The 22,990-nt window shown below is 59.6% G+C and carries 23 protein-coding genes; 16 read left to right on the top strand and 7 right to left on the bottom strand.

Annotation, left to right across the window (positions count from 1 at the left end; translation table 11 throughout):
• Window positions 1-10: 10 nt before the first annotated feature.
• Window positions 11-292: a DUF1330 domain-containing protein gene (locus tag ACR0LL_RS14810; protein ID WP_480587966.1), complete on the bottom strand. Its 282-nt coding sequence runs from the start codon at window positions 290-292 to the stop codon at window positions 11-13.
• 93 nt (window positions 293-385) lie between these two features.
• Between ACR0LL_RS14810 and ACR0LL_RS14805 the strand changes: the two genes are divergently transcribed.
• Window positions 386-1,258, top strand: coding sequence for a LysR family transcriptional regulator (locus ACR0LL_RS14805; protein WP_480587964.1), 873 nt, complete (start codon window positions 386-388; stop codon window positions 1,256-1,258).
• Here ACR0LL_RS14805 and ACR0LL_RS14800 read toward each other — a convergent pair whose 3' ends face one another.
• A complete protein-coding gene (locus ACR0LL_RS14800; RefSeq protein WP_267365621.1) occupies window positions 1,259-1,720 on the bottom strand; it encodes an Lrp/AsnC family transcriptional regulator in 462 nt (153 codons plus the stop codon).
• A 102-nt stretch (window positions 1,721-1,822) separates the two neighbouring features.
• On the opposite strand from ACR0LL_RS14800, the gene ACR0LL_RS14795 reads away from it, so the two are divergent.
• The 4 genes from ACR0LL_RS14795 to ACR0LL_RS14780 all read left to right on the top strand — a co-directional run bounded on the left by ACR0LL_RS14795 (window position 1,823) and on the right by ACR0LL_RS14780 (window position 6,153).
• Window positions 1,823-3,238, top strand: a complete 1,416-nt coding sequence (locus ACR0LL_RS14795) for an aminotransferase class V-fold PLP-dependent enzyme (RefSeq protein WP_480587963.1) — start codon at window positions 1,823-1,825, stop codon at window positions 3,236-3,238.
• A 64-nt stretch (window positions 3,239-3,302) separates the two neighbouring features.
• Window positions 3,303-4,388 carry a histidinol-phosphate transaminase gene (gene hisC / locus ACR0LL_RS14790; protein ID WP_480587961.1) on the top strand — a complete coding sequence of 362 codons (1,086 nt, stop codon included), beginning with the start codon at window positions 3,303-3,305 and terminating at the stop codon, window positions 4,386-4,388.
• Entirely contained in the window at window positions 4,385-5,305 is a 921-nt protein-coding gene (locus tag ACR0LL_RS14785) for a prephenate/arogenate dehydrogenase family protein (RefSeq protein WP_480587959.1), read from the top strand. The genes hisC and ACR0LL_RS14785 overlap by 4 nt, the downstream gene beginning before the upstream one ends.
• Window positions 5,302-6,153, top strand: a complete 852-nt coding sequence (locus ACR0LL_RS14780; RefSeq protein ID WP_480587958.1) for an extensin-like domain-containing protein — start codon at window positions 5,302-5,304, stop codon at window positions 6,151-6,153. The genes ACR0LL_RS14785 and ACR0LL_RS14780 overlap by 4 nt, the downstream gene beginning before the upstream one ends.
• On the opposite strand, the gene ACR0LL_RS14775 is transcribed toward ACR0LL_RS14780, so the two are convergent.
• A complete protein-coding gene (locus tag ACR0LL_RS14775) occupies window positions 6,150-7,151 on the bottom strand; it encodes a DUF2125 domain-containing protein (protein ID WP_267365628.1) in 1,002 nt (333 codons plus the stop codon). The genes ACR0LL_RS14780 and ACR0LL_RS14775 overlap by 4 nt on opposite strands.
• Window positions 7,152-7,218: 67 nt before the next feature.
• On the opposite strand from ACR0LL_RS14775, the gene ACR0LL_RS14770 reads away from it, so the two are divergent.
• The 3 genes from ACR0LL_RS14770 to ACR0LL_RS14760 all read left to right on the top strand — a co-directional run bounded on the left by ACR0LL_RS14770 (window position 7,219) and on the right by ACR0LL_RS14760 (window position 10,743).
• A complete protein-coding gene (locus ACR0LL_RS14770; protein WP_267365629.1) occupies window positions 7,219-7,749 on the top strand; it encodes a gamma-glutamylcyclotransferase in 531 nt (176 codons plus the stop codon).
• A 69-nt stretch (window positions 7,750-7,818) separates the two neighbouring features.
• Entirely contained in the window at window positions 7,819-8,997 is a 1,179-nt protein-coding gene (locus ACR0LL_RS14765) for a biopolymer transporter ExbB (RefSeq protein ID WP_267365630.1), read from the top strand.
• Between the two features lie 3 nt (window positions 8,998-9,000).
• Window positions 9,001-10,743: a peptidoglycan -binding protein gene (locus ACR0LL_RS14760; RefSeq protein ID WP_480587956.1), complete on the top strand. Its 1,743-nt coding sequence runs from the start codon at window positions 9,001-9,003 to the stop codon at window positions 10,741-10,743.
• A gap of 244 nt (window positions 10,744-10,987) precedes the next feature.
• Here the strand turns inward: ACR0LL_RS14760 and clpA are convergent, their stop codons facing one another.
• A complete protein-coding gene (gene clpA / locus ACR0LL_RS14755) occupies window positions 10,988-13,312 on the bottom strand; it encodes an ATP-dependent Clp protease ATP-binding subunit ClpA (protein WP_480587954.1) in 2,325 nt (774 codons plus the stop codon).
• A 174-nt stretch (window positions 13,313-13,486) separates the two neighbouring features.
• Window positions 13,487-14,254: a hydroxyacylglutathione hydrolase gene (gene gloB, locus ACR0LL_RS14750; protein ID WP_480587952.1), complete on the bottom strand. Its 768-nt coding sequence runs from the start codon at window positions 14,252-14,254 to the stop codon at window positions 13,487-13,489.
• A gap of 61 nt (window positions 14,255-14,315) precedes the next feature.
• On the opposite strand from gloB, the gene ACR0LL_RS14745 reads away from it, so the two are divergent.
• The 7 genes from ACR0LL_RS14745 to ACR0LL_RS14715 all read left to right on the top strand — a co-directional run bounded on the left by ACR0LL_RS14745 (window position 14,316) and on the right by ACR0LL_RS14715 (window position 20,673).
• Window positions 14,316-15,050 (top strand): class I SAM-dependent methyltransferase, encoded by a 735-nt coding sequence (locus tag ACR0LL_RS14745; protein ID WP_480482285.1) that lies wholly within the window; start codon window positions 14,316-14,318, stop codon window positions 15,048-15,050.
• Window positions 15,051-15,352: 302 nt separating this feature from the next.
• Window positions 15,353-15,913, top strand: a complete 561-nt coding sequence (locus ACR0LL_RS14740; protein ID WP_209598051.1) for a F0F1 ATP synthase subunit delta — start codon at window positions 15,353-15,355, stop codon at window positions 15,911-15,913.
• The gene (atpA, locus tag ACR0LL_RS14735; RefSeq protein ID WP_267363002.1) at window positions 15,914-17,452 is read left to right on the top strand and encodes a F0F1 ATP synthase subunit alpha; all 1,539 of its coding nucleotides are present in this window, start codon (window positions 15,914-15,916) and stop codon (window positions 17,450-17,452) included.
• 12 nt (window positions 17,453-17,464) lie between these two features.
• The gene (locus ACR0LL_RS14730) at window positions 17,465-18,340 is read left to right on the top strand and encodes a F0F1 ATP synthase subunit gamma (protein WP_267363000.1); all 876 of its coding nucleotides are present in this window, start codon (window positions 17,465-17,467) and stop codon (window positions 18,338-18,340) included.
• 20 nt (window positions 18,341-18,360) lie between these two features.
• Window positions 18,361-19,785, top strand: coding sequence for a F0F1 ATP synthase subunit beta (gene atpD / locus ACR0LL_RS14725; protein WP_209504802.1), 1,425 nt, complete (start codon window positions 18,361-18,363; stop codon window positions 19,783-19,785).
• Between the two features lie 12 nt (window positions 19,786-19,797).
• Window positions 19,798-20,208 (top strand): F0F1 ATP synthase subunit epsilon, encoded by a 411-nt coding sequence (locus tag ACR0LL_RS14720; RefSeq protein WP_209504801.1) that lies wholly within the window; start codon window positions 19,798-19,800, stop codon window positions 20,206-20,208.
• A gap of 114 nt (window positions 20,209-20,322) precedes the next feature.
• Window positions 20,323-20,673: an H-type lectin domain-containing protein gene (locus ACR0LL_RS14715; protein WP_480482280.1), complete on the top strand. Its 351-nt coding sequence runs from the start codon at window positions 20,323-20,325 to the stop codon at window positions 20,671-20,673.
• A gap of 28 nt (window positions 20,674-20,701) precedes the next feature.
• Here ACR0LL_RS14715 and rpiB read toward each other — a convergent pair whose 3' ends face one another.
• A complete protein-coding gene (gene rpiB, locus ACR0LL_RS14710) occupies window positions 20,702-21,151 on the bottom strand; it encodes a ribose 5-phosphate isomerase B (protein ID WP_480482278.1) in 450 nt (149 codons plus the stop codon).
• A gap of 105 nt (window positions 21,152-21,256) precedes the next feature.
• Window positions 21,257-22,276, bottom strand: a complete 1,020-nt coding sequence (locus tag ACR0LL_RS14705; RefSeq protein ID WP_209504798.1) for a ribose-phosphate pyrophosphokinase — start codon at window positions 22,274-22,276, stop codon at window positions 21,257-21,259.
• Between the two features lie 107 nt (window positions 22,277-22,383).
• On the opposite strand from ACR0LL_RS14705, the gene ACR0LL_RS14700 reads away from it, so the two are divergent.
• Window positions 22,384-22,986 carry a 2-hydroxychromene-2-carboxylate isomerase gene (locus ACR0LL_RS14700; RefSeq protein WP_267362997.1) on the top strand — a complete coding sequence of 201 codons (603 nt, stop codon included), beginning with the start codon at window positions 22,384-22,386 and terminating at the stop codon, window positions 22,984-22,986.
• The last annotated feature ends 4 nt before the right edge of the window (window positions 22,987-22,990 follow it).

Here is a 22,990-nt window from a genome sequence, read left to right as displayed (position 1 = left end):
CTTTTCATTTTCAGCCCAGCAGAACGATATCTGACGCGCCTGCGCTACGACGCAGCTCGTGGATGTCTTTTAGTTCCGGGTCGTTGATCCATCCCAGCGCCGCGTCCCGGTTGGGAAAGGAAAGCAAGGCTGCAACGTCAGGCAAGTCCGGCGCGCCGTCCAGCGCGGTTGTTTCTGCGGTGGCGTGTTCGACCTTTCCGCCATGGCGGGCCAGTGCAGGCCCGGCCTGTTCGCGATAGGCGGCCAGCGCGTCGGGGTTCTTTATGGTAAGAATTGCGTAGGCATAGATCATGGCTTTGCTCCTTGATGTGTGGGCAAAAGCTAGGGTGTGATCTGCTTTGCGAAAACGCGTGTATTTGCATCAATGATGTGCGAATTTGCATGTATGGATATTCACTGGGATGATTACCGGGCCGTACTCGCCGTGGTCCGCAGGCGTACCCTGTCCGCTGCGGCACAAGTGCTTGGCGTCAACTACACAACTGTTGCGCGCCGTATAGCCCGCGCCGAAGCTGCGACAGGCGAAGTGCTGTTCGAGCGACTGACCGACGGGTATCGACCGACAGAAGCAGCGCACCTAGTCGCTGCGTATGCTGCCCGGATGGAAAGCGCAGAACACGCAATGCTGCGCGGTTTGTCAGGGCGGGATGCCCGGTTGGAAGGGCAACTGACCTTAACCGCGCCGCAACTGTTAATTGCCCATGTGCTGGCTCCGGCGCTGGGCGAGTTTGCTCAAAGGCACCCTGCTGTGTCTTTGCAGGTGCGCGCGGCAAACGAGATTCTAGATCTTAATCGACGCGAAGCCGACATTGCGATCCGGATCAGCCGCAACCCCGGCGATACGTTGAAAGGTCTGCGCCTGACGCAACAGCACAACGCTTGTTTTGCCACGTCGGAATGGGCCGCGCGAATGCGGCAAGATCCGAATGCGCCCGTGGATTGGTTGCTTTACGAAAAGCAGCCGAACCTGCCGGACGGCGTCGACAAAATCTATCCAAACTCGCGGATACATATGCGTTTTGATGACATGGTCGCGATGGCGGGTGCCGCACAATCAGGGTTGGGCGTTGTTCGTATGCCGGTGTTTCTGGGCCGCTCACTTCGGGGCTTGGTGCAGGTTCCGGTCCTTTCACCGCAACCCTACGCAGATATCTGGATCGTGGCGCACCCGGACGTTTGGCCTTCGGCAAAACTGGTCGCGTTCCGCGACATCATGGTGCCCATTTTCAAACAAAAACGCCCGCTGTTTACGGCGTGATCATATCGGCAAAGGCCGTCCTTCGGCGATTGCTTCCATCGCGAAATACGACGTGACGCTGTCCAGCTCGACCTTTTCGATCAGCCGTTGATACACCTTGTCGTAAGACGCCATATCCTGTGTGACGACTTTCAGCTGATAATCGTAGTCACCGCCAATCCGATGAAAATCCACTACCTCCGGGATCGTCAGAACGTGGCTGCGAAAGGCCTGTAGCCACTCGGCCGAATGATGCCGCGTGCGCAGCATGACAAAGACCACAAGGCTCAGGCCCAATTTCTCGCGTGCGATGCGGGCGGTTGAACCGATCAGGACGCCATCTTCGTTCAAAGCCTTCAGCCGCCGCCAGCAGGCGTTCTGGGAAAGCCCCGCACGATCCGCTAACTCCCGTTGCGACAGGGTGGCGTCCTTCTGCAGTTCTTTCAGAATGCGTGTGTCAATTTGATCCAATTTTGATGCCATTACTTATCATATGACACAAGGATTTTAAAATCTATGCAATAATAGGTGAAGTTTTCGCGCTGACAATAAATCACATTAGTCGGACAGTTAGGAGCCAATGCAATGTCCCTGTCCAAGTTTCGTGCGGAACTCTGTTCCACCGCTCACAATTCAAACCTGCGCGATGGGCTGATCGGAGAGAATGTTCTGATCCCGGGTCTGCATGGGGACGTGCCGCTTGTCTATGCGGATTACGTCGCTTCGGGTCGCGCCTTGCGGCAGGTCGAAGACTTTGTGGCGCAACATGTGTTGCCGTTTTACGCGAACAGCCACACCGAGGCCTCTTACTGCGGATCTTACATGACACATCTGCGCCGCGAGGCGCGGGCGGAAATAGCCCGCATTGTTGGTGCCCAGGAAGAGGACGCGGTGATCTTCACCGGGTCTGGCGCCACTGCGGGGCTCAACCGGTTGGTCAGCCTGCTCGGGGTGGCAGAGGCCGACCAACCGGTTGTCTTGATTGGTCCGTACGAGCATCACTCGAACATCCTGCCGTGGCGGGAAAGCAAGGCACTTGTGGTTGAAATCCCCGAAGCCGAAGGTGGCGGTGTTGACCTGGGGGCGCTGGAAACCGCGCTGTTGACCCATGCAGGCGCCGATCTTCTGATCGGTTCCTTTTCGGCGGCGTCCAATGTAACCGGAATTGTCACGGACCCTGATCCGGTGACGCGGTTGCTCAAGGCGCATGGCGCAGTGGCGATTTGGGATTACGCCGGGGGCGGGCCTTACCTGCCGATGGATATGGGGCCGGTGGACGCGCGCAAGGATGCGATTGTCGTTTCTCCGCACAAGTTCCCGGGTGGCCCGGGCGCGTCGGGTGTTCTGATCGTAAACCGGGCTGCAGTCAAACGGAACTGCCCCAGCTGGCCGGGCGGCGGCACCGTCAGTTTCGTGTCACCGTGGCGGCATGACTACAGTGCGGACCTGTCTGCGCGGGAAGAGGCGGGAACGCCCAACGTGATCGGTGATATCCGCGCGGCGCTTGCCTTTATCGTCAAGGATGTCGTCGGCACGGAAGAAATCGCAAGACGCGAGGCGCAGTACAACCAGATGGCGCTGGACGGGTGGAAGGATAACCCGCACCTGACATTGCTTGGGGTCAATAATTCGCATCGCCTACCGATCTTCTCTTTCCTTGTGCGCGACAACGCGGGACAGCCTGTGCATCAGCAGCTGTTTACCCGGATGCTCAGCGACGTCTACGGCATTCAGGCACGTGGCGGGTGTGCCTGCGCAGGGCCTTATGCCCACCGCCTGCTGGGGATTGACCGCGCCGCGTCCGAGGCGCTGCACGCGGCTTTGTCTGCGGGCGAAGAGATGAAGAAACCCGGCTGGGTACGCCTGAATTTCTCGTACCTGATGAGCGAGGAAACGGTTCAATTCATCATCGACAGTGTCAATGATCTGTCCCGCCGTACCGAGGAATTCGTGCCGTATTACAACGCCGACCCGGCGACTGCGCGCTTCAAGGCCGCATGATGGAATTGCCGCTTTTCTCAATCCGTTGAGACAGGTATGAGGGGCCCAATCAACGGAGCCTCTCATGACCAAGATCACCCCGCAACCCGGCATTATGGACATCGCGCTTTATCAGGGCGGCCAGTCGCATGTGGCGGGGGTTGAGCATGTGATCAAGCTGAGCTCGAACGAGAACCCGTTCGGCCCCAGCCCCAAGGCAATTGAGGCGGTGCGCGACAGCGCGGCAAATTTGCATCGGTACCCCAACACCGACCACGCCAGTTTGCGCGCGGCCATCGGCGCACGTCACGGGCTGGACCCTGCGCAGATCATCTGCGGTGTCGGCAGCGACGAGGTGCTGCAATTCATCGCTCAGGCCTATGCAGGGCCGGGGGATGAGGTGGTCTATACCGAGCACGGGTTCTCCATGTACCCGATCATTGCCCGCATGGCAGGTGCCACGCCGGTCATGGTGGCCGAGCGCGACCGCAAAGTTGATGTGGATGCCATTCTGGCCGCCGCAACCAGCCAAACGCGGATCGTGTTTGTCACCAACCCCGGTAACCCGACCTCGACCATGATCTCGAACGACGAACTGGACCGTCTGGCGCAGGGTCTGCCCGATACCTGCCTGATGGTCTTGGACGGCGCCTATGCCGAATTCGTCGACGGTTTCGATGGCGGCGCGTCTTTGGTGGATGCGTATGAGAACGTGATCATGACCCGTACATTCTCGAAAGTGTACGGGTTGGGCGGGATGCGGGTCGGCTGGGGGTATGCGCACCAATCGATTATCGATGTACTGAACCGGGTGCGTCAGCCCTTCAACCTGTCTTTGACAGCTCTGGCCGCAGCCGAAGCCGCGATCAGCGACGTCGAATTCCTGACGTTCTGCCAATCCGAAAATGCGCGCCTTCGGGTGTGGCTGGCCGAGGAGCTGGACATGGTCGGCGTACCCTCGGACCCGTCCTGCACCAACTTCATCCTCGCGCGTTTTGCCGACAGGACCGATGCCGAGGCCTGTGACGACTATCTGAAGACGCAGGGTTTGATTGTCCGCCGGGTTGCAGGCTACAACCTGCCGAATGCCCTGCGGATCACCGTGGGCGATGAGGAAGCCTGCCGCCGCGTCGTCGCGGCGATTACAGCATTCAAAGAGGGTGCAGCATGAGCCAGATTTACGACCGGGTTGCGCTGATCGGGCTTGGCCTGATTGCCTCCTCCATGTTCTGGGCGATCAAGCGTGGGGGCCTGGCCGGGGAAGTGACCGGCTATGCCCGGTCCGAGACGACACGTGACACGGCGCGCAGAATCGGGCTGTGCGACCGCGTCTGTGACACGGCGCGCGAAGCGGTCGAAGGTGCGGATCTTGTCGTTCTTTGCGTGCCTGTGGGGGCAATGGGGGCCGTCGCAGAAGACATCGCGCCCGTGCTTAAACCCGGCGCGACCCTGTCGGACGTGGGGTCGGTCAAGCGGCATGTCATTCAGGCGGTTCAGCCGCATGTCCCCGAAGGTGTGCATTTCATTCCCGCGCATCCTTTGGCTGGGACAGAGCATTCCGGTCCGGAATCGGGTTTTGCCAAATTGTTCGATAATCGCTGGTGCCTGCTGGTGCCTGTCGAAGGGACCGACCCGGATGCAATCGCCCGCCTTCGGGCGTTGTGGGAAGGTATGGGGTCCCATGTGGATGAGATGGACGCCGATCATCACGATCTGGTTCTGGCCGTCACGTCCCATGCGCCGCACCTGATCGCCTACACGATGGTTGGTGTGGCCGACGATCTTCGCCGGGTGACCGATAGCGAAGTGATCAAATACTCGGCTGCGGGTTTCCGGGATTTCACCCGCATTGCGGCATCTGACCCGACCATGTGGCGAGATGTGTTCCTGTCCAACAAAGATGCGACGCTGGAAATCCTGGGCCGGTTCACGGAAGAGCTGTTTGCGCTGCAACGTGCCATCCGCACCGGGGACGGGGAACATTTGTTTGACTACTTCACCCATACCCGTGCTATTCGTCGCGGCATCATCGATGCAGGGCAGGACACCGACGCACCGGATTTCGGGCGGGGAAAGGCAGGTTCATGAGGTCATACCGGGGGCAATTTCTGATCGGGATCATGGCGTTGTGCGCCATGACCACACAGGCAGCACCTCTGGAACGATCTCTGGTCCCACCTGCACGTCCGATTCTGTACCAGCACAACGTACAGGTTGTGTCCGCCGTTGCCCCGGTGTCCGTCGCGGCCATAACCGATCTGCGCCCTATCTCACGCCCGGTTTCACCGCAGGTCACTGCCGCCTTGGCGCGACCATCGGAATTGCCGCTGCTGGGGCCCGACACCTCGCTGATGCCTTACATGAGACCTGAATCGCTTGAACAGCAGGTGCTTTTCAAAAAACGCAAGCTGCGCAAAGGGTCCGTTTGCGGAGATATCGCAATTCAGGGCAAGCCCGTCGGCAGGGTCGGCAGCGAGAATTCAGCCTGTGGCGTAAAAGATGCAGTGCAGATCACCTCTGTTTCCGGTGTGGCACTCAGCCGTCCGGCGACAATGGATTGCGGCACCGCAGTTGCGCTGAACAAATGGGTCGACAAGACAGTCAAACCCACCTTCAAACGCCGCGGCCCCGTGGTCGAGTTGCAGGTGGCGGCTCATTATTCCTGCCGAACCCGCAACAATCGTAAAGGCGCGCGGATTTCCGAGCACGGCAAAGGACGCGCCATCGATATTTCAGCCTTCAAAATGGCCGATGGTGAGGTAGTGACCGTCCTCGCTGGATGGCGCAAGAACCCGTCAAAAAAGCAACTGCAGAAGATCTGGCGCGGCGCCTGTGGCCCGTTCGGCACCGTTTTGGGGCCGAACTCGGACAGCTACCATCGCGATCATTTCCATCTGGATACGGCACGCTACCGCAGCGGAGCGTATTGCCGTTAACGCAGGATCAGCCGCGGGGCAGGGCCCAGCGGCACCGGCCCCAGGGCGACAAAACCATCCCGGAAGTTCAGCTGAAGGTCCAGCGCGTTGGGGTTGCCACCCAGCCCTGCCAGAAAATTCAGTGCGCGGGTGACAGGATCGACCGCCTGATCGGGCAGGGCGCCAGCCGCGTTTGCCATGTCGATCATATCACGCCAGTTCTCGGCCTTGACGGCGATCTCGCCACTGGGAACACCCTGCGCGTCTACATCCAGTTTACCGGCAGCAAACAGACGCAACCCACCCCATTTGATCTCGGCCAGTCGCAGGTCGATGGCCACGGGCTGTGGTCTGCTGTCCTCCAGCGCTGACCTGTCCCAGACTTTGCTGAACGTGGTGACCATGTCCAGTTCCAGCGTTTCGAAGGACTGCGGCAGCGAAGCCGCCGAATTCATAAGGGCCCGCAACCGGTCACCGGGTGTGAACCCATCCGCGCGGGCGGTAATGGCATAGGCTTCGGGCTGGGATGTTTGCGCCATGATCAGGCTCAGGGTGTCCCCGGCGGCCAGTGCAGTGGTGTTCTCGGTCACCGACCACGCCCCTGCCGTCAGCGCCAGTTTCTCAAGCACAAGCGAAACGCCGGGCTGCAACTGTAGTTCTGCAATCAATTCATCGGCAACAATCGTTGAGGTTTGATCGTAGTAAGACAGTCGTTGCGGCGTCTCGGCAAACCGCAGCACCTGCCGGCCGGGCCAGATCGCGGGGCTTTCGAATTCGATCCAGTCCGCACGCCAGGCTGTGCCATTCACCGGATCTGCAAGGGCAGGGTTGTTCAGACGAGTCACGTGATGGGTCGGATACCCTGCCGTTGCCACGTCCGAGAAATCAGCCAGCCAGCCGCGCGCCTGTTGTTGATCAAACCAGCCAGTGATTGCCGCGCGCAGACCATATCCGGCGACAAACCAATATGCGCTCCACAGGACGCCGATAAAAATGATCACTCGTATGACACGGCGCATGAGCTTTGGCCCTTTTTCCTGCCTCGGAATTGATGTTTATAGGCCCAAACGGGCAAGGACCAGTGCAATGACGATGTGGGTTTTCGGTTATGGATCGCTGCTGTGGAATCCGGGCTTTCCGGTCGCGCGCAGCGAACGTGCGACATTGCATGGCTATGCCCGGTCCTTCTGCATGAGCTCGATCCACCACCGGGGAACCGAGGAAGAACCGGGGCTGGTGCTGGCGCTGGACGAACAGGCAAACGCGATTTGCACCGGTCTGGCCCTTGCGGTTGAAACCGGTCACGAAGACCGCACCCTGCACGAACTGCGCGAGCGCGAGCTGATTTCGTCGGCCTATGTCGAACGTATGCTGGATGTGCACCTGGAAAATGGCGACATCGTCAACGCCGTGACCTATGTGATCGATGCGGACCACGTGCAATACTGCGGTGGCATGCCGTTGGAGGATCAGGCCCGGATCATCGCCCATGCGGTTGGCGGACGCGGCCCGAATGACGAATACCTTTACAATACCGCCGAACATCTGGCCGAGATCGGCCTGCGCGACCCCGATCTTGAGTGGTTGGCGCAACGGGTGCGCAGTATTACCGCATAAACTCTTGGCGTCACCAGTGGAATTTCGCTAGTTTCGACGCAGAGCAGGCAAATACCGGGAACCACGCGCATGGCGCAGGCACATCAGGGCGCGAGACCCCATTTCTCGCATCCAACACGGCAGATTCTGTTGATGTTGATGGCGATCGGCCTGTCCGGGCTGGGTGTGTTTCTGGCGCTGCCCTATGTGTTACCGGTGTTCTTCGCCAACCCGTACCTGAACGGCTTTATCCTGATGGTGTTTCTGATCGGCGTTCTCGCCTGTTTCTATCAGGTGACACAACTGATCGGGTCCGTGCGCTGGATCGAGGCCTTTGTTGGCGGTGTTGTTCGCGAAGACGCCCGCACGCCGCAATTGCTTGCACCTTTGGCCTCGTTGCTGCGCGAACGGGGCGCGCGGTCGCAGATCAGTTCGACCTCGACCCGCTCCATTCTGGATTCCGTGGCCGAACGGGTCGAGGAAGAGCGGGAGATCACCCGCTATATCACCAATGTGCTGATCTATCTGGGTCTTTTGGGTACGTTCTTCGGACTGGCGACAACCGTACCTGCCATCGTCGATACGATCCGCAGCCTTAATCCGCAGGAGGGCGAAGAAGGGCTGGCCGTATTCAACCGCCTGATGACCGGGCTCGAAGCGCAGTTGCAGGGGATGGGCGTTGCGTTCGGATCGTCTCTATTGGGTCTGGCCGGGTCGCTGATCGTCGGTCTGCTCGAAGTTTTCGCAGGGCACGGCCAGAACCGTTTCTATCGCGAGCTCGAAGAATGGCTGTCTTCGATCACCCGTGTAGGTTTCGCGGGTGGAGAAGAAGGCGGTGCCGAAATTGCCGTGCTCACGCCGGTGCTGGACGCCATGTCCGAACAGATGGACGCGTTGCAGGATCTGTTCTCTGCGCAGGAAAGCGACCGGGCCGAGGTTTCCGCCAAGCTGGGTTTGCTGGTCGATGTGATCGGTGAGATGAACAACCGTCAGGCCAATACCGAAAGTGTCACAGCGGCGTTGGAACGCGTGGCGCTGGGTCAGGAAGCCCTGCTGGATCACATGCGCGATCACGGTGCGGGTGAAGGTATCGACGCCGAAAGCCGGATGCGCCTGCGCTCGATGGATGTGCAGCTGCTGCGTATCCTCGAAGAGATATCGGCGGGCCGTCAGGAAAGCATGAACGAGTTCCGCAAGGATATTGAACTGCTGGTCAAGGCGCTGACCCTGCCGCGCGGTGCGGTACGCACCTCGCCGGAAGGAGAATAGCCCATGGCGCTGTCCCGCCGCACCGGTCAACGGTTCCAGGGCTCGGTCTGGCCCGGTTTCGTCGACGCGATGACGGGGCTGTTGATGGTGCTGACCTTTGTGCTGACCATCTTCATGGTGATCCAGTTTGTGCTGCGCGAAACCATCTCGGGTCAGGAAGACGAACTGACCACATTGGCCGACGAAATCGCGGCGCTGGCGGGGGCGCTGGGGCTGGAAGAACGCGAAAACAGCCGGTTGCAGGCGCGGCTTGGGGCGTTGAATACCACCCTGTCGCAGGCCGAAGACGATCTGGCGCAAGCCCAGTCACTGATCGCATCACTGACCACCGAGCGCGACCGTCAGGCTGCCGCGTTGGATCAGGCACAGACCCGGATCACCAATTTCGAAGCGCAAGTTGCCGCCCTGCTGGCCGAACAGGAACGGGCACTGGGTGATATTGCAGCGCTTGAGTCGCAGCGCGCGAAACTGCTGACCGAGCAGGAGGCGTTGAACCTGGCGCTTGCCCAAAGCCGCGAGGAAATCGACGCACAGACCGAAGCCGCCCGTTTGGCCGCTGCCCGTCGGGAAGCACTGGAAGCACTGGTGGCGGATCTGGAGCAAGGCAGCGCCGACCGAGACGCCCAGATCACCAACCTTGAACAGCAGCTCAGCGATGAAGAGGCCGCCCGTCTGGCCGAAGCCGCCGCCGCCGAAGCATTGCGTAACCGCCTTCAGGATGCCGATGCCGAACTGACGGCCATGACACTCGCACTCGAAGCGCAACGCAAAGAGGCTGAAGACACACTCACCCTGCTGGCGGCAGCACAAGCGGCGCGTGCCGAGTTGGAGCGTCAGTTTAGTGACGTGAACCCGGATGAACTGCGGGCCCAGCTTGAATCCGCTTTGCAGGCGCAGACGCAAGCGCAGGCGGATGCCGATGCGCAACGCTCTCTGGCCGAGCAGCGGCAGGCCTTATTGGACCTCGCCAATGCGACGCTTTCGGATGAAAAAGAAATCTCTGCCGAGGCGCAGCGAGAGGCCGCCCTGCTGAACCAGCAGATCGCCGCCCTGCGCGGGCAATTGGGCTCTTTGCAGGCTTTGCTTGACGATTTTGAAGAACGCAACGCCGCCGCCGAGGTGCAGATTCAGACCTTAGGGCAGGACCTGAATGCCGCACTGGCCCGTGCCGCATCCGAAGAACGCAGGCGCCGACTGCTGGAAGAAGCGGAACGCCTGCGTCTTGAGGCCGAGGCCAAGGCTCTGGCCGGGCAGAACCAGGAACTGGCGGCACAGGCCGAGGACCTGCAACGCTATCGCTCGGAATTCTTTGGTCGTTTGCGGGACGTTCTTGGCGGTCAGGAAGGGGTGCGCATCGAAGGCGACCGGTTCGTGTTCTCGTCCGAGGTTCTGTTCCCGACCGGGTCCGCCGTGCTGTCCGCAGAAGGGCAGCAGGAGGTCGCCAAGGTGGCCAGCATCCTGCGCAGTGTCGCTGCTGAAATCCCGCCCGGTCTGAACTGGGTGATCCGGGTCGACGGCCACACCGACAACGTTCCTCTGGCCGGGTCGGGCAGGTATCGCGACAACTGGGAGCTCAGCCAGGGTCGCGCGCTGTCGGTTGTGCGCTATATGGTTGACGCGCTGGGCATTCCGCCCAACCGCCTTGCGGCTAACGGGTTTGGAGAATTCCAGCCCGTCAATCCGGCTGACACGCCCGAGGCACACGCGCAAAATCGCCGGATCGAGTTGAAGCTGACCGAAAGGTAAGGCCACTGGCCCTTAGCAGCCACGAAAACAAACAGCCGATCCGCAACCGGTTATTGGCGATACCGACCCCAGCGACCCGAACCGTTGGAAAATTACGGCGGTGCATGTCCGCCAGACGTTTCACACGCAGCCTAACCGAGATAGCCAACGCGACCCCAGCCGAGCGGATAAGTCCTTGCCTGTGCTGGGCGAAACAAAAAAACCCGCCTTGGTAGGCGGGTTTTCTGTTAAATGCGGCGGGCGATCAGTCCGCCGTCAGAAGCGGAGGCTTGTCACCCGAAATGCGCGGTTGATCCGGGCCAAGGATCTCAAGATCCAGATCACCTTTCTTGACCGAGACACGGACCACACCACCTTTTGCCAGCTTGCCAAACAACAACTCTTCGGCCAGCGGTTTCTTGATGTATTCCTGAATGACGCGACCCAGCGGGCGCGCACCCATCTTGTCGTCATACCCTTTATCCGCCAGCCATTCGGCGGCTTTGGGTGTCAGATCAATGGTCACACCACGATCCAGCAACTGCGCTTCCAGTTGCAGGACGAATTTCTCGACCACCTGCAAAATGACCTCTTTCGGCAGCGGCGCGAACGAGATCACGGCATCCAGACGGTTGCGGAATTCCGGCGTGAACATGCGTTCAATCGCGGCGGTGTCTTCGCCTTCGCGACGGTCACGACCGAACCCGATCGCGGCCTTGGCCTGCTCTTGCGCCCCCGCGTTCGAGGTCATGATCAGCACCACGTTGCGGAAATTCACTGTACGGCCGTTATGGTCGGTCAGTTCCCCATGGTCCATCACCTGCAACAGGATGTTGAACACGTCCGGGTGCGCCTTTTCAATCTCGTCCAGCAGCAACACACAATGTGGATGCTGGTCGACACCGTCGGTCAGCAGGCCCCCCTGATCGAACCCGACATAGCCCGGAGGTGCGCCGATCAGACGGCTGACTGCGTGTTTCTCCATGTATTCCGACATGTCGAAACGCAGCAGTTCAACGCCCAGCGTATCCGCCAGCTGCTTCGCCACCTCGGTCTTGCCTACACCGGTCGGGCCGGCAAACAGATAGTTGCCGATGGGCTTTTCGGGTTCCCGCAGGCCGGCACGGGCCAGTTTGATTGCGCTGGCCAGCGCCTCGATCGCCAGATTCTGACCAAACACCACCCGTTTCAGCGAGGCTTCGAGGTCTTTCAGCACCTCGGCATCGTCCTTGGTGACGTTCTTGGGCGGGATGCGGGCGATCTTGGCAACCACGGCCTCAATCTCTTTGACACCGATGGTTTTGCGCCGTTTGCTTTCCGCCACCAGATGCTGCGCCGCGCCAGCCTCGTCAATCACGTCGATGGCCTTGTCGGGCAGCTTGCGGTCGTTGATGTAACGTGCCGATAGCTCGACCGCCGTTCTGATCGCATCAGCGGTATACTTGATGTCGTGATGTTTTTCGAAATAGGGCTTCAGACCGCGCAGGATCTTGACGCTATCTTCAACCGAAGGCTCGTTCACATCGATTTTCTGGAACCGGCGCGACAGGGCGCGGTCCTTTTCAAAATGCTGGCGGAACTCTTTGTAGGTGGTCGAGCCCATGGTGCGCAGCTTGCCGCCCTGCAACGCAGGCTTCAGCAGGTTCGAGGCATCCATTGCCCCGCCCGAGGTTGCACCAGCACCGATCACGGTGTGAATTTCGTCGATGAAAAGCACCGCGTCGGGGTGCTCTTCCAGCTCGGTTACAACCGCTTTCAGGCGTTCCTCGAAATCGCCGCGATAACGGGTACCGGCCAGCAGCGCACCCATGTCCAGCGAGTAGATGGTGGTGTTTGCCAAGACATCCGGCGCCTCTCCGGCGACGATCTTGTGCGCCAGACCTTCGGCGATGGCGGTTTTGCCCACGCCCGGATCACCCACCAGCAGCGGGTTGTTCTTGCGGCGGCGGCACAGCACCTGGATACAGCGTTCCACCTCATCCGCGCGCCCTATCAGCGGATCGACATCACCCGCGCGCGATTTCGCGTTCAGGTCAATGCAATATTTCCCAAGCGCACTTTCCTTTTGTTCCGTGTCGCCGGAACCTGACTGAGCTTCTTCTTCCACCTGATCCGCACCGGATACCGACCGGCTTTCGCCATACGCGGGGTCTTTGGCCACGCCATGGGCGATGAAATTGACCGCGTCATACCGGGTCATGTCCTGTTCCTGCAGGAAATAGGCGGCATTGCTTTCGCGTTCAGCGAATATCGCGACCAGCACATTGGCACCGGTCACTTCGGTCCGGCCCGAGCTTTGCACATGGATCGCGGCGCGTTGAATGACGCGCTGGAACGCTGCCGTTGGTACGGCTTCGGACCCGTCAATATCTGTGACCAGATTTGAAAGATCTTCGTCTATGAACTCAACCAGAGTGCTGCGCAACTCGTCCAGATCAACGCTGCACGCTTTCATGACGCGCACCGCATCGGGTTCTTCCAGAAGCGCCAGCAGCAAGTGCTCCAGCGTTGCAAATTCGTGTCGCCGTTCATTCGCAGCCGCCAAGGCCGCGTGGATGGCTTGTTCCAGTGTGCTCGAGAATGAAGGCACGCGGGTGCTCCTCTGTCTTGGGTCAGAAGGGGGCGGGCTTTCGGCCGGAACCCCATCCCAACCATGTCCTCATACTATTAGAGTTTGGTTGATCGTGGCCCGGCTTCAAGGGTTTTCTTTCACTTGACAGTCACATTTGTTGTGACCGTGGCCGTGAAGAGGGGCAAATAAGCATCAGAACCTGTCTTTTCTACCCCGAATTTCGGCGAAAACCGCCACAGGATCGGCGTTTTCCTTGCCAAGATGGGCCTGAATCGCCGGATCCGTGGCCCTCAGGAACGGGTTGGTGGCTTTTTCAAGCGCCAAAACCGACGGAACAGTGGCTTCGCCAGCGGCGCGGGCGCGGTCGATATCGGCAATTCGCTGTTTCAGCGCAGCGTTCTCGGGATCGACGGTAATGGCGAATTTCGCGTTGGATTGTGTATATTCATGCCCCGAACAGACCAGAGTGTCGTCCGGCAAAGCGGCCAGCTTGCTCAGCGACGCCCACATCTGCGCCGGGCTGCCTTCGAACAGACGCCCACACCCGAGGGCCATCAGGCTGTCAGCGGTAAAGACGACCGCGCTTTGCGGAAGATAGAACGCGATATGACCAACTGTGTGCCCCGAAACGTCCAGCACCTCGACCGGTTCGCCACCCACCTCAAAGCTGTCGCCTTCGGCAACCTGCTGGTCCAGCGGGGGCAGGCGGTGCGCGTCGGCGGCCGCACCGATGACCTTTGCGGGGTGCTTGGCCAGAATTTCGGCCAGCCCTTCAACGTGATCCCAGTGATGATGGGTCAGCAGCACATGTGACAACGTCCATCCCCGATCTTCCAGCGCTGCAAGAATCGGCGCGGCTTCGGGCGCATCGATCAGCGCAGTCTGGCCATTGCCGCTGTCATGAGCCAGAAAGGCGTAATTGTCGCTGAGGCACGGGATTGTAACGATTTCAAGAGGCATGGCCTTTTGCCCTTTCATTGCTAGACTGCGCCCAGCTAAGCCGATTGACCGGATGTCCGCAATGCATCTTGATGTGCAGGATCTGAGGAACTTCTACTACCGCAGCACCCTTGGGCGCGCGGCACAGGCAGCTATTCGCGGGCGGCTGACCGAGCTCTGGCCCGAAGCCAAAGGTCAGACCGTTGCCGGTTTTGGCTTTGCCGTTCCGCTATTGCGCCCTTATCTGGCCGGTGCGCGCCGGGTCATCGGGCTGATGCCCGGCCCGCAGGGCGTGATGCCCTGGCCTGCGGGGATGCCCAATGTCTCGGTGCTGACAGAAGAAACCCGGTGGCCCATTGAAACCGGTCACGTGGACAAGCTGGTGGTAATGCACGGGCTGGAAACGTCCGAGCGGCCAAACCAGCTGCTGGAGGAATGCTGGCGCGTTCTGGGCCCTGGTGGCAGGGCCGTGTTCATTGTTCCGAACCGGGCGGGTCTATGGTCACGTACGGACAAAACGCCATTTGGCTTTGGTCGTCCCTATTCCGCCACTCAGCTGGAAAATCAGCTCAGATCACATTACTTCCTGCCCGAGGCGCATTGCTCGGCTCTTTACATGCCGCCGTCCTTCCGGCGGTTCTGGTTGAAATCGGGCAGTCTGATCGAAAAAACCGGACAGCGCATTCCAACTGTCATGGCGGGCGGGGTGTTGATGGTTGAGGTCACAAAGAACATCCACCCGCCTCGGGGCAATGTCACCAAAGATGCCATAAGGAAGCCGATCAAGGCGCTTGACGGTCTTCTAAAGCCTGCATGACAACTGCGTGCATCCCAAAGTGACAAATTCGCGAGAAAAAAGTCACAGGAATCGCAAAAACCTGCATATTCGTAACATTTTTCAACCGGGTTGACGGGTCCAAACGGTCGCACTTGGTGTAAGTGCATGAAAATTAACATTTTGTGGAAAAATCTGTTACCGCTATAGCGTATTGCTTGGTTGGTTCACCTCTGCTACATCCCCGGTGATTTTGATCCCCGACCGTCTGGCCGGGGTTTCCTCACGCCCCAAGGTAGCGGCCGCTACCCGAAATCGGGGCCTCAAATATCGGAAGGGTGGACGTGTCCGAACCAGCTTCGATTTCCACAGGCATCGCCGAGCGCTATGCCACCGCGATCTTCGAGATCGCAAAAGAGAATAATGACCTTGCGGGTCTGGAATCCGGCATCAATGATCTGGCAGCAGCACTGGGCGACAGTGCCGACCTGCGTGACCTGATCGCATCGCCTTTGATTTCGCGGGCCGAGCAAGAAGGAGCAATTGCCGCTGTTGCTGACAAGATGGGGCTGAACGCCATCCTGCGCAACACGCTGGCTCTGATGGCGCAGAAACGCCGCCTGTTTGTTGTGCCGCAGCTGGTGCAGGTGCTGCGTGACATGCTGGCAGATGAGCGTGGCGAAGTGACCGCCGATGTCGCCTCGGCCAAGGCGCTGACCAAGACACAACTGGAAAAACTGTCCAAGACGCTGTCCGAGCGTGTGGGCAAGACCGTAACTATCAATGCGACCGTGGATGAAAGCCTCATCGGCGGTCTTGTCGTCAAAGTGGGCTCGAAGATGATCGACAGTTCGATCCGTTCGAAGCTGAACTCCCTACAGAATGCAATGAAAGAGGTCGGATAAATGGGAATCCAAGCTGCAGAGATTTCTGCAATCCTGAAGGACCAGATCAAGAATTTTGGTCAGGAAGCCGAAGTGGCCGAGATCGGTCGCGTGCTGAGCGTCGGTGACGGGATTGCCCGTGTATATGGCCTGGACAACGTTCAAGCCGGTGAGATGGTCGAATTCCCCGGCGGCATCATGGGTATGGCGCTGAACCTGGAAAGCGACAACGTCGGTGTCGTTATCTTCGGTTCCGACCGTGACATTAAAGAAGGTGACACTGTCAAGCGCACCAACTCGATCGTGGACGTTCCAATCGGTGACGAGCTGCTGGGCCGTGTTGTTGACGGTCTGGGCAACCCGCTGGATGGCAAAGGTCCGATCAATGCCACCAAGCGCGGCGTTGCAGATGTCAAAGCGCCTGGCATCATCCCGCGTAAATCGGTGCACGAACCGATGGCAACCGGCCTGAAATCGGTTGACGCGATGATCCCGATTGGCCGCGGCCAGCGCGAGCTGATCATTGGTGACCGTCAGACCGGTAAAACCGCCGTGGCTCTCGACACGATCCTGAACCAGAAGGTCTATAACGAAGCAGCAGGCGACGACGAGTCGAAAAAACTGTACTGCGTTTACGTTGCGATCGGTCAGAAACGTTCGACCGTTGCCCAGCTGGTGAAGAAACTGGAAGAATCCGGTGCGATTGAGTATTCGATCGTTGTCGCCGCAACCGCGTCCGACCCGGCGCCGATGCAGTTCCTGGCACCCTATGCCGCAACCGCGATGGCGGAGTATTTCCGCGACAATGGCCGCCACGCGCTGATCATCTATGATGACCTGTCGAAACAGGCCGTGTCCTACCGTCAGATGTCGCTGCTGCTGCGCCGCCCGCCGGGCCGCGAAGCTTATCCGGGTGACGTTTTCTACCTCCACTCCCGCCTGCTGGAACGTTCGGCGAAGCTGAACGAAGACTTCGGCGCAGGTTCGCTGACCGCTTTGCCGGTTATCGAAACCCAGGGTGGTGACGTTTCGGCCTTTATTCCGACCAACGTGATCTCGATCACCGACGGTCAGATCTTCCTGGAAACCGAACTGTTCTATCAGGGCATCCGTCCTGCTGTGAACACCGGTCTGTCGGTTTCGCGTGTGGGCTCGTCGGCTCAGACCGACGCGATGAAATCGGTTGCCGGTCCGGTCAAGCTGGAACTGGCTCAGTATCGCGAAATGGCGGCCTTTGCACAGTTTGGTTCCGACCTCGACGCCGCAACCCAGCAGCTGCTGAACCGCGGTGCGCGCCTGACCGAGCTGATGAAGCAGCCGCAGTACTCGCCGCTGACCAACGCGGAAATCGTCTGCGTCATCTTCGCGGGCACCAACGGTTACCTCGACAAGATCGATGTCTCAGACGTTGGCCGCTACGAGGCTGGCCTGCTGGCGCATCTTCGCGGCAAGCACGCTGACCTGCTGCAGTGGATCACCGACGAAGATCCGAAGATCAAAGGTGACGCGTCCGACAAACTCAAAGCAGCGATCGACGAATACGCCGCGACCTTCGCTTGATAGGAGGTTCCGATGCCTAGTCTGAAGGACCTTAAAAACAGGATCGAGTCGGTCAAATCGACCCGCAAGATCACCAAGGCCATGCAGATGGTCGCGGCCGCAAAACTGCGCCGCGCCCAGGAATCTGCCGAAGCCTCGCGCCCTTATGCCGAGCGGTTCAATGCCGTGATGGCGGGGCTGGCGGCGTCGGTCGGGGGCAGCGACAGCGCCCCCAAGCTGCTCCGTGGTACGGGCAGTGATGATGTCCATCTGCTGGTTGTTATGACAGCTGAACGCGGCCTGTGTGGCGGCTTCAACTCGAACATCGCCAAGCTGGCCCGCCAGAAGGCGGAAGAGCTGCGCGGCAAGGGCAAGACGGTCAAGATTCTGACCGTCGGCAAGAAAGGCCGCGACGCGCTCAAGCGTGATTTTGGCGATCTGTTCGTTGGGCATGTGGACCTGAGCGAGGTCAAGCGTCTGGGTTATTCCAACGCGCAGGACATCGCAAAGGACATCCTGTCCCGCTTCGACGGGGGCGAGTTCGACGTTGCCACGATCTTCTACTCGAAGTTCGTCAACGTTGTGACCCAGATCCCGACGGCACAGCAAGTCATCCCCGCCTCGTTCGAGGAGTCGGAAGGTGACGACAGCGGTGCAATTTTCGACTACGAGCCCAGCGAAGAGGCCATTCTGGCCGACCTGCTGCCCAAGGGGGTTGCGACCGCGATCTTCTCGGCTCTGCTCGAAAACGGAGCGTCTGAACAGGGCGCGCGGATGTCCGCAATGGACAACGCGACACGCAACGCGGGTGAGATGATCGACAAGCTGACGATCCAGTTCAACCGCTCGCGTCAGGCCGTGATCACCAACGAGCTGATTGAAATTATTTCCGGCGCCGAGGCGCTGTAGAGACAAACCGGAGACGAAACATGGCGAATGCAAAAGGCAAAGTCACACAGATCATCGGGGCCGTCGTCGACGTGCACTTCGAAGATCAGCTGCCTGAAATTCTGAACGCGCTGGAAACCACCAACAATGGCAAGCGCCTGGTGTTGGAAGTTGCTCAGCACCTGGGTGAAAACACTGTCCGCACCATCGCGATGGACGCGACCGAAGGTCTGGTCCGTGGTGAAGTGGTCACCGACACCGGTGCACCGATCTCGGTTCCGGTTGGCAATGCCACTCTGGGCCGCATCCTGAACGTGGTCGGCGAGCCGATCGACGAAAAAGGTCCGGTTGAGGCAACCGAAGCGCGCGCGATCCACCAGCCCGCACCGACCTTTGCCGAACAGTCGACCGAGTCCGAAGTACTGGTTACCGGCATCAAGGTGGTTGACCTGCTGGCCCCTTACGCCAAAGGCGGTAAGATCGGCCTGTTCGGCGGCGCTGGCGTTGGCAAAACCGTTCTGATCATGGAACTGATCAACAACATCGCAAAAGTGCACTCGGGCTTCTCGGTGTTTGCGGGTGTTGGTGAACGGACCCGTGAAGGCAACGACCTGTATCACGAGATGATCGAATCGAACGTGATCAAGCCGGACAACCTGTCGGAAAGCCAGGTGGCCCTGGTTTACGGTCAGATGAACGAGCCTCCGGGTGCGCGTGCGCGTGTTGCTCTGACCGGTCTGACCCTGGCCGAGCAGTTCCGCGACCAGTCCGGTACCGACGTTCTGTTCTTCGTCGACAACATCTTCCGCTTTACACAGGCGGGTTCCGAGGTGTCGGCTCTGCTGGGTCGTATCCCGTCCGCTGTGGGCTACCAGCCGACACTGGCTACCGACATGGGTGCCCTGCAGGAACGCATCACCTCGACAAAGGCCGGATCGATCACTTCGGTGCAGGCGATCTACGTGCCTGCGGACGACTTGACCGACCCCGCGCCGGCAACCTCGTTTGCTCACTTGGATGCGACCACCGTTCTCAACCGTGCGATCTCGGAAAAGGGTATCTACCCGGCGGTTGACCCGCTCGACTCGACCTCGCGCCTGCTCGACCCGGCCATCGTCGGCGAAGAGCACTACAAGGTTGCGACCGACGTTCAGCAGATCCTCCAGCGCTACAAGTCGCTGCAGGACATCATCGCCATCCTCGGCATGGACGAACTGTCGGAAGAGGACAAGCTGACCGTGGCCCGTGCCCGTAAGATCGAACGCTTCCTGTCGCAGCCGTTCGACGTGGCCGAGGTCTTCACCGGCTCGCCGGGGGTTCAGGTTCCTCTGGATGTCACCATCTCGTCGTTCAAGGCCGTTGTGGCTGGCGAATACGATCACCTGCCCGAAGCAGCCTTCCTGATGGTTGGCGGCATCGACGAAGTGATCGCCAAAGCCGAAAAAATGGCAGCAGCAGCCGCCTAAGGAGTATCCCTGATGGCAAACACGATGCATTTCGACCTCGTCAGCCCCGAGCGGAGCCTTGCTTCGCTCGAGGTCACCGCGGTCCAGATTCCCGGCGCGGACGGGGACATGACGGCGATGCCCGATCATGCCCCCACCATCACAACGCTGCGCCCCGGTCTGCTGAAGGTTGAGGCACCCGAAGGGTCCAGCGAATACCTGGTCACCGGCGGGTTTGCCCAGATCAACGGCGACAGCCTGTCGGTTCTGGCCGAAAAGGCGGTTCCGGTTTCGGAAATCACCCGTTCGCATATGGACGAGCTGATTGCCGAGGCACGCGCCTCGCACGAAGCGGCAAAGGGCGGCGACGACATGTCGATCGTCGACGAAGCCGCCAAGCTGCTGGCCGACATGGAAGCCCTTGGGACACATATGAGCCTGTAATTGGCTTAACAGTGGAAAATTGGAACGGCCTCGCAATTGCGGGGCCGTTTTTTTGTCGTGCTTTTGCCAGAAAGCCGGGGTAAGTTGCGGAAATTCAAGTATAATGATGAAAACATGAAAAAATTTCTGACCCATCCCATTGGCATCGATCAGGGTGAAAGTGTTCTGTTTTCGGAATTTGCCGAAGGCGGGGACATGTGGACTGGCGAAGGCCCCCGCGAACGCCGGAAACCCATACAATTCAAGGGCACGTTTCTTAGCCCGCCCATGGTTCAGATCGGGATTTCCCTTTGGGATGTCGACACATCATCAGCCCTGCGCGCCGAGGTTCAGGCAGAAAATATCACCTCGGAAGGGTTCGAAGCGGTGTTTCGGACATGGTCCGACACGCGGATTGCCCGGATCCGGATCAGTTGGACCGCGTTTGGAGAGGTGGCACACCCGGACGACTGGAACATTTCCTGATCCGGGGCTTGCAGGACAGGCGCGGGGCTCAGTCGTCCTGCGCTTCGATCATGTCGACCCGTGTGGCGTGGCGGCCGCCTTCGAATTCGGCCCCCAGAAACGCATCCACAATATCCAGCGCCTGACCTTCGCCGACAACGCGCGCGCCAATCGACAGCATGTTGGCATTGTTGTGCTGGCGGATCATCCGCGCAGAAAACGCATCCGAACAGACGCCGCAGCGAATGCCGGGTACCTTGTTTGCAGCCATCATGATGCCCTGACCCGTGCCGCAGAGGATAATACCCAATTCGCAATCACCCGATGCAACAGTCAGTGCCGCGGCCTTGCCGTGTTTGGGATAATGGGTGCTTTCAGAGGTCGTCGGGCCGATATCGACCACGTCCCAGCCTTGCTGCGCGATGTGGTTGGCCACGGCCTGACGCAGCTCGATTGCCGCGTGGTCGCTGGAAAGAACAATGCGTTTGTTGCCAGTCATGGAGATCGGTCCACTTGTGTCGCTGATCGCGCACATGGGTCAGGCTTGTGCGCAATCGATGGTTCAAAAAGAAAGGGACGACACATCCTGTCGCCCCGTCCAAACTCAATCCATCTGGTACATGGATTCGTAGATCGGCGTCAGCGTCTTGTCTTCGAACAGGGATGACACGCTGGTTCCGTTCCAGATGTTCAGGATCGCCTGCGTAAAGATAGGCGCGGTCGGAACAATGCGGATGTTCTTGGCGCCCAAAATCTCTTTGGTCGGTTGGATCGTGTCGGTCAGCACCAGCGACTTCATCACCGAGTTTGTCACCCGTTCCACCGCAGGGCCGCTCATGACGCCATGCGTGATGTAGGAATGAACCTCTTTCGCACCGTTATCCAGCAGCACCTGCGCCGCCTTGCACAGCGTTCCGGCGGTGTCGCACATGTCGTCCACGATCAGACAGATCTTGTCCTTCACATCCCCGATCACGGTCATCTCGGCGACTTCGCCCGCTTTCTCGCGGCGCTTGTCCACGATCGACAGAGGGGCGTTGATCCGCTTGGCCAGTTCACGCGCGCGGGCAACGCCGCCCACGTCGGGTGAAACCACCATGATTTCATCCAGATTTCCCTTGAACTGATGCTTCACATCCAGCGCAAAGATGGGCGAGGCATAAAGGTTGTCCACCGGCATATCGAAAAAGCCCTGAATTTGGGCCGCGTGCAGGTCCATTGTCAGGATCCTTTCGATCCCGGCCCCGGTCAGCATGTTAGCCACCAGCTTGGCGCTGATGGGCGTGCGGGCCTTGGTGCGACGGTCTTGACGGGCGTACCCGAAATACGGAATCACGGCGGTGATCCGCTGCGCGGACGACCGGCGCAGGGCATCAGCGATGATCAGCAGTTCCATCAGGTTGTCATTGGCCGGGTTCGAGGTCGGCTGGATAATGAACATATCCTCGCCGCGCACATTCTCGAACACTTCGACGAAAATCTCACCGTCGTTGAACCGTTCGACACGCGCATCGACCAGACCCTGATCAACGCCTCGGTACAGGCTCATGCGGCGTGCGATGGCTTGGGCAAGCGGAAGGTTGGCGTTCCCAGCGATAAGCTTGGGTTCGTGAAGTGTCGGCATCGGCTGAGGTCCCCGGGCAGCAATGGCAATGTGACAGAATCGTGATGTTGACACCGCTTAGCATGGCCTTACCGTCCCGCAAAGGTAACGCAGCGGAGAAAGTGCACATGACCCAGATTGACTACTTTTTTGCGACACTCTCGCCCTATTCCTATCTGGCAGGGATGCGGCTGGAAGAAATCGCGGCAAAACACGGCGCCACGATCAACTATAAACCGCTGGATATTATCGCCCTGTTCGCGCGCACCGGGGGAACCCCTCCGAAAGACCGGCATATCTCACGTATCGAATACCGCGCACAGGAGCTGCTGCGCCAATCCAAGAATCTGGGGATGGAGTTCAATCTGAAACCCGCGCACTGGCCGACCAACATGGCCCCGTCATCTTATGCGGTTATTGCCGCGATCAAGGACGGCTCGGGCGATGTGGGCAAGCTGTGTCATTCCTTTCTTCGCGCCTGCTGGGCCGAGGAAAAGGATATCGCACAGGACGATGTTATCCGCGAATGTCTGACGCAAGCCGGGTTTGATCCCGGTCTGGCAGACAGCGGCTTGCTGGTGGGGGCAGAAACCTATGCCGCCAACCTAGAGGAAGCCGTGGACCGGGGTGTCTTCGGCGCACCGTTCTATATCACGCCCGACGATCAGCGGTTCTGGGGTCAGGACAGGCTGGACGATCTGGACCGGCATCTGGCCAAGATGAACGGGTGACGGT

The organism is Ruegeria sp. AI2 (genome assembly GCF_056541275.1).
This window is presented reverse-complemented; position numbering and strand designations above follow the sequence as displayed.

What these genes read in the sequence shown, in the direction of transcription:
- ACR0LL_RS14745 (WP_480482285.1), top strand. Translation starts at nt 14,316, where the DNA reads ATGCATCTTGATGTGCAGGATCTGAGGAACTTCTACTACCGCAGCACC.
- ACR0LL_RS14715 (WP_480482280.1), top strand. Translation starts at nt 20,323, where the DNA reads ATGAAAAAATTTCTGACCCATCCCATTGGCATCGATCAGGGTGAAAGT.
- rpiB (WP_480482278.1), bottom strand. Translation starts at nt 21,151, where the DNA reads ATGACTGGCAACAAACGCATTGTTCTTTCCAGCGACCACGCGGCAATC.
- atpA (WP_267363002.1), top strand. Translation starts at nt 15,914, where the DNA reads ATGGGAATCCAAGCTGCAGAGATTTCTGCAATCCTGAAGGACCAGATC.
- ACR0LL_RS14800 (WP_267365621.1), bottom strand. Translation starts at nt 1,720, where the DNA reads ATGGCATCAAAATTGGATCAAATTGACACACGCATTCTGAAAGAACTG.
- ACR0LL_RS14780 (WP_480587958.1), top strand. Translation starts at nt 5,302, where the DNA reads ATGAGGTCATACCGGGGGCAATTTCTGATCGGGATCATGGCGTTGTGC.
- ACR0LL_RS14700 (WP_267362997.1), top strand. Translation starts at nt 22,384, where the DNA reads ATGACCCAGATTGACTACTTTTTTGCGACACTCTCGCCCTATTCCTAT.
- ACR0LL_RS14785 (WP_480587959.1), top strand. Translation starts at nt 4,385, where the DNA reads ATGAGCCAGATTTACGACCGGGTTGCGCTGATCGGGCTTGGCCTGATT.
- gloB (WP_480587952.1), bottom strand. Translation starts at nt 14,254, where the DNA reads ATGCCTCTTGAAATCGTTACAATCCCGTGCCTCAGCGACAATTACGCC.
- ACR0LL_RS14775 (WP_267365628.1), bottom strand. Translation starts at nt 7,151, where the DNA reads ATGCGCCGTGTCATACGAGTGATCATTTTTATCGGCGTCCTGTGGAGC.
- ACR0LL_RS14730 (WP_267363000.1), top strand. Translation starts at nt 17,465, where the DNA reads ATGCCTAGTCTGAAGGACCTTAAAAACAGGATCGAGTCGGTCAAATCG.
- atpD (WP_209504802.1), top strand. Translation starts at nt 18,361, where the DNA reads ATGGCGAATGCAAAAGGCAAAGTCACACAGATCATCGGGGCCGTCGTC.
- ACR0LL_RS14765 (WP_267365630.1), top strand. Translation starts at nt 7,819, where the DNA reads ATGGCGCAGGCACATCAGGGCGCGAGACCCCATTTCTCGCATCCAACA.
- ACR0LL_RS14805 (WP_480587964.1), top strand. Translation starts at nt 386, where the DNA reads ATGGATATTCACTGGGATGATTACCGGGCCGTACTCGCCGTGGTCCGC.
- ACR0LL_RS14810 (WP_480587966.1), bottom strand. Translation starts at nt 292, where the DNA reads ATGATCTATGCCTACGCAATTCTTACCATAAAGAACCCCGACGCGCTG.
- ACR0LL_RS14770 (WP_267365629.1), top strand. Translation starts at nt 7,219, where the DNA reads ATGACGATGTGGGTTTTCGGTTATGGATCGCTGCTGTGGAATCCGGGC.
- ACR0LL_RS14760 (WP_480587956.1), top strand. Translation starts at nt 9,001, where the DNA reads ATGGCGCTGTCCCGCCGCACCGGTCAACGGTTCCAGGGCTCGGTCTGG.
- ACR0LL_RS14795 (WP_480587963.1), top strand. Translation starts at nt 1,823, where the DNA reads ATGTCCCTGTCCAAGTTTCGTGCGGAACTCTGTTCCACCGCTCACAAT.
- hisC (WP_480587961.1), top strand. Translation starts at nt 3,303, where the DNA reads ATGACCAAGATCACCCCGCAACCCGGCATTATGGACATCGCGCTTTAT.
- ACR0LL_RS14720 (WP_209504801.1), top strand. Translation starts at nt 19,798, where the DNA reads ATGGCAAACACGATGCATTTCGACCTCGTCAGCCCCGAGCGGAGCCTT.
- ACR0LL_RS14705 (WP_209504798.1), bottom strand. Translation starts at nt 22,276, where the DNA reads ATGCCGACACTTCACGAACCCAAGCTTATCGCTGGGAACGCCAACCTT.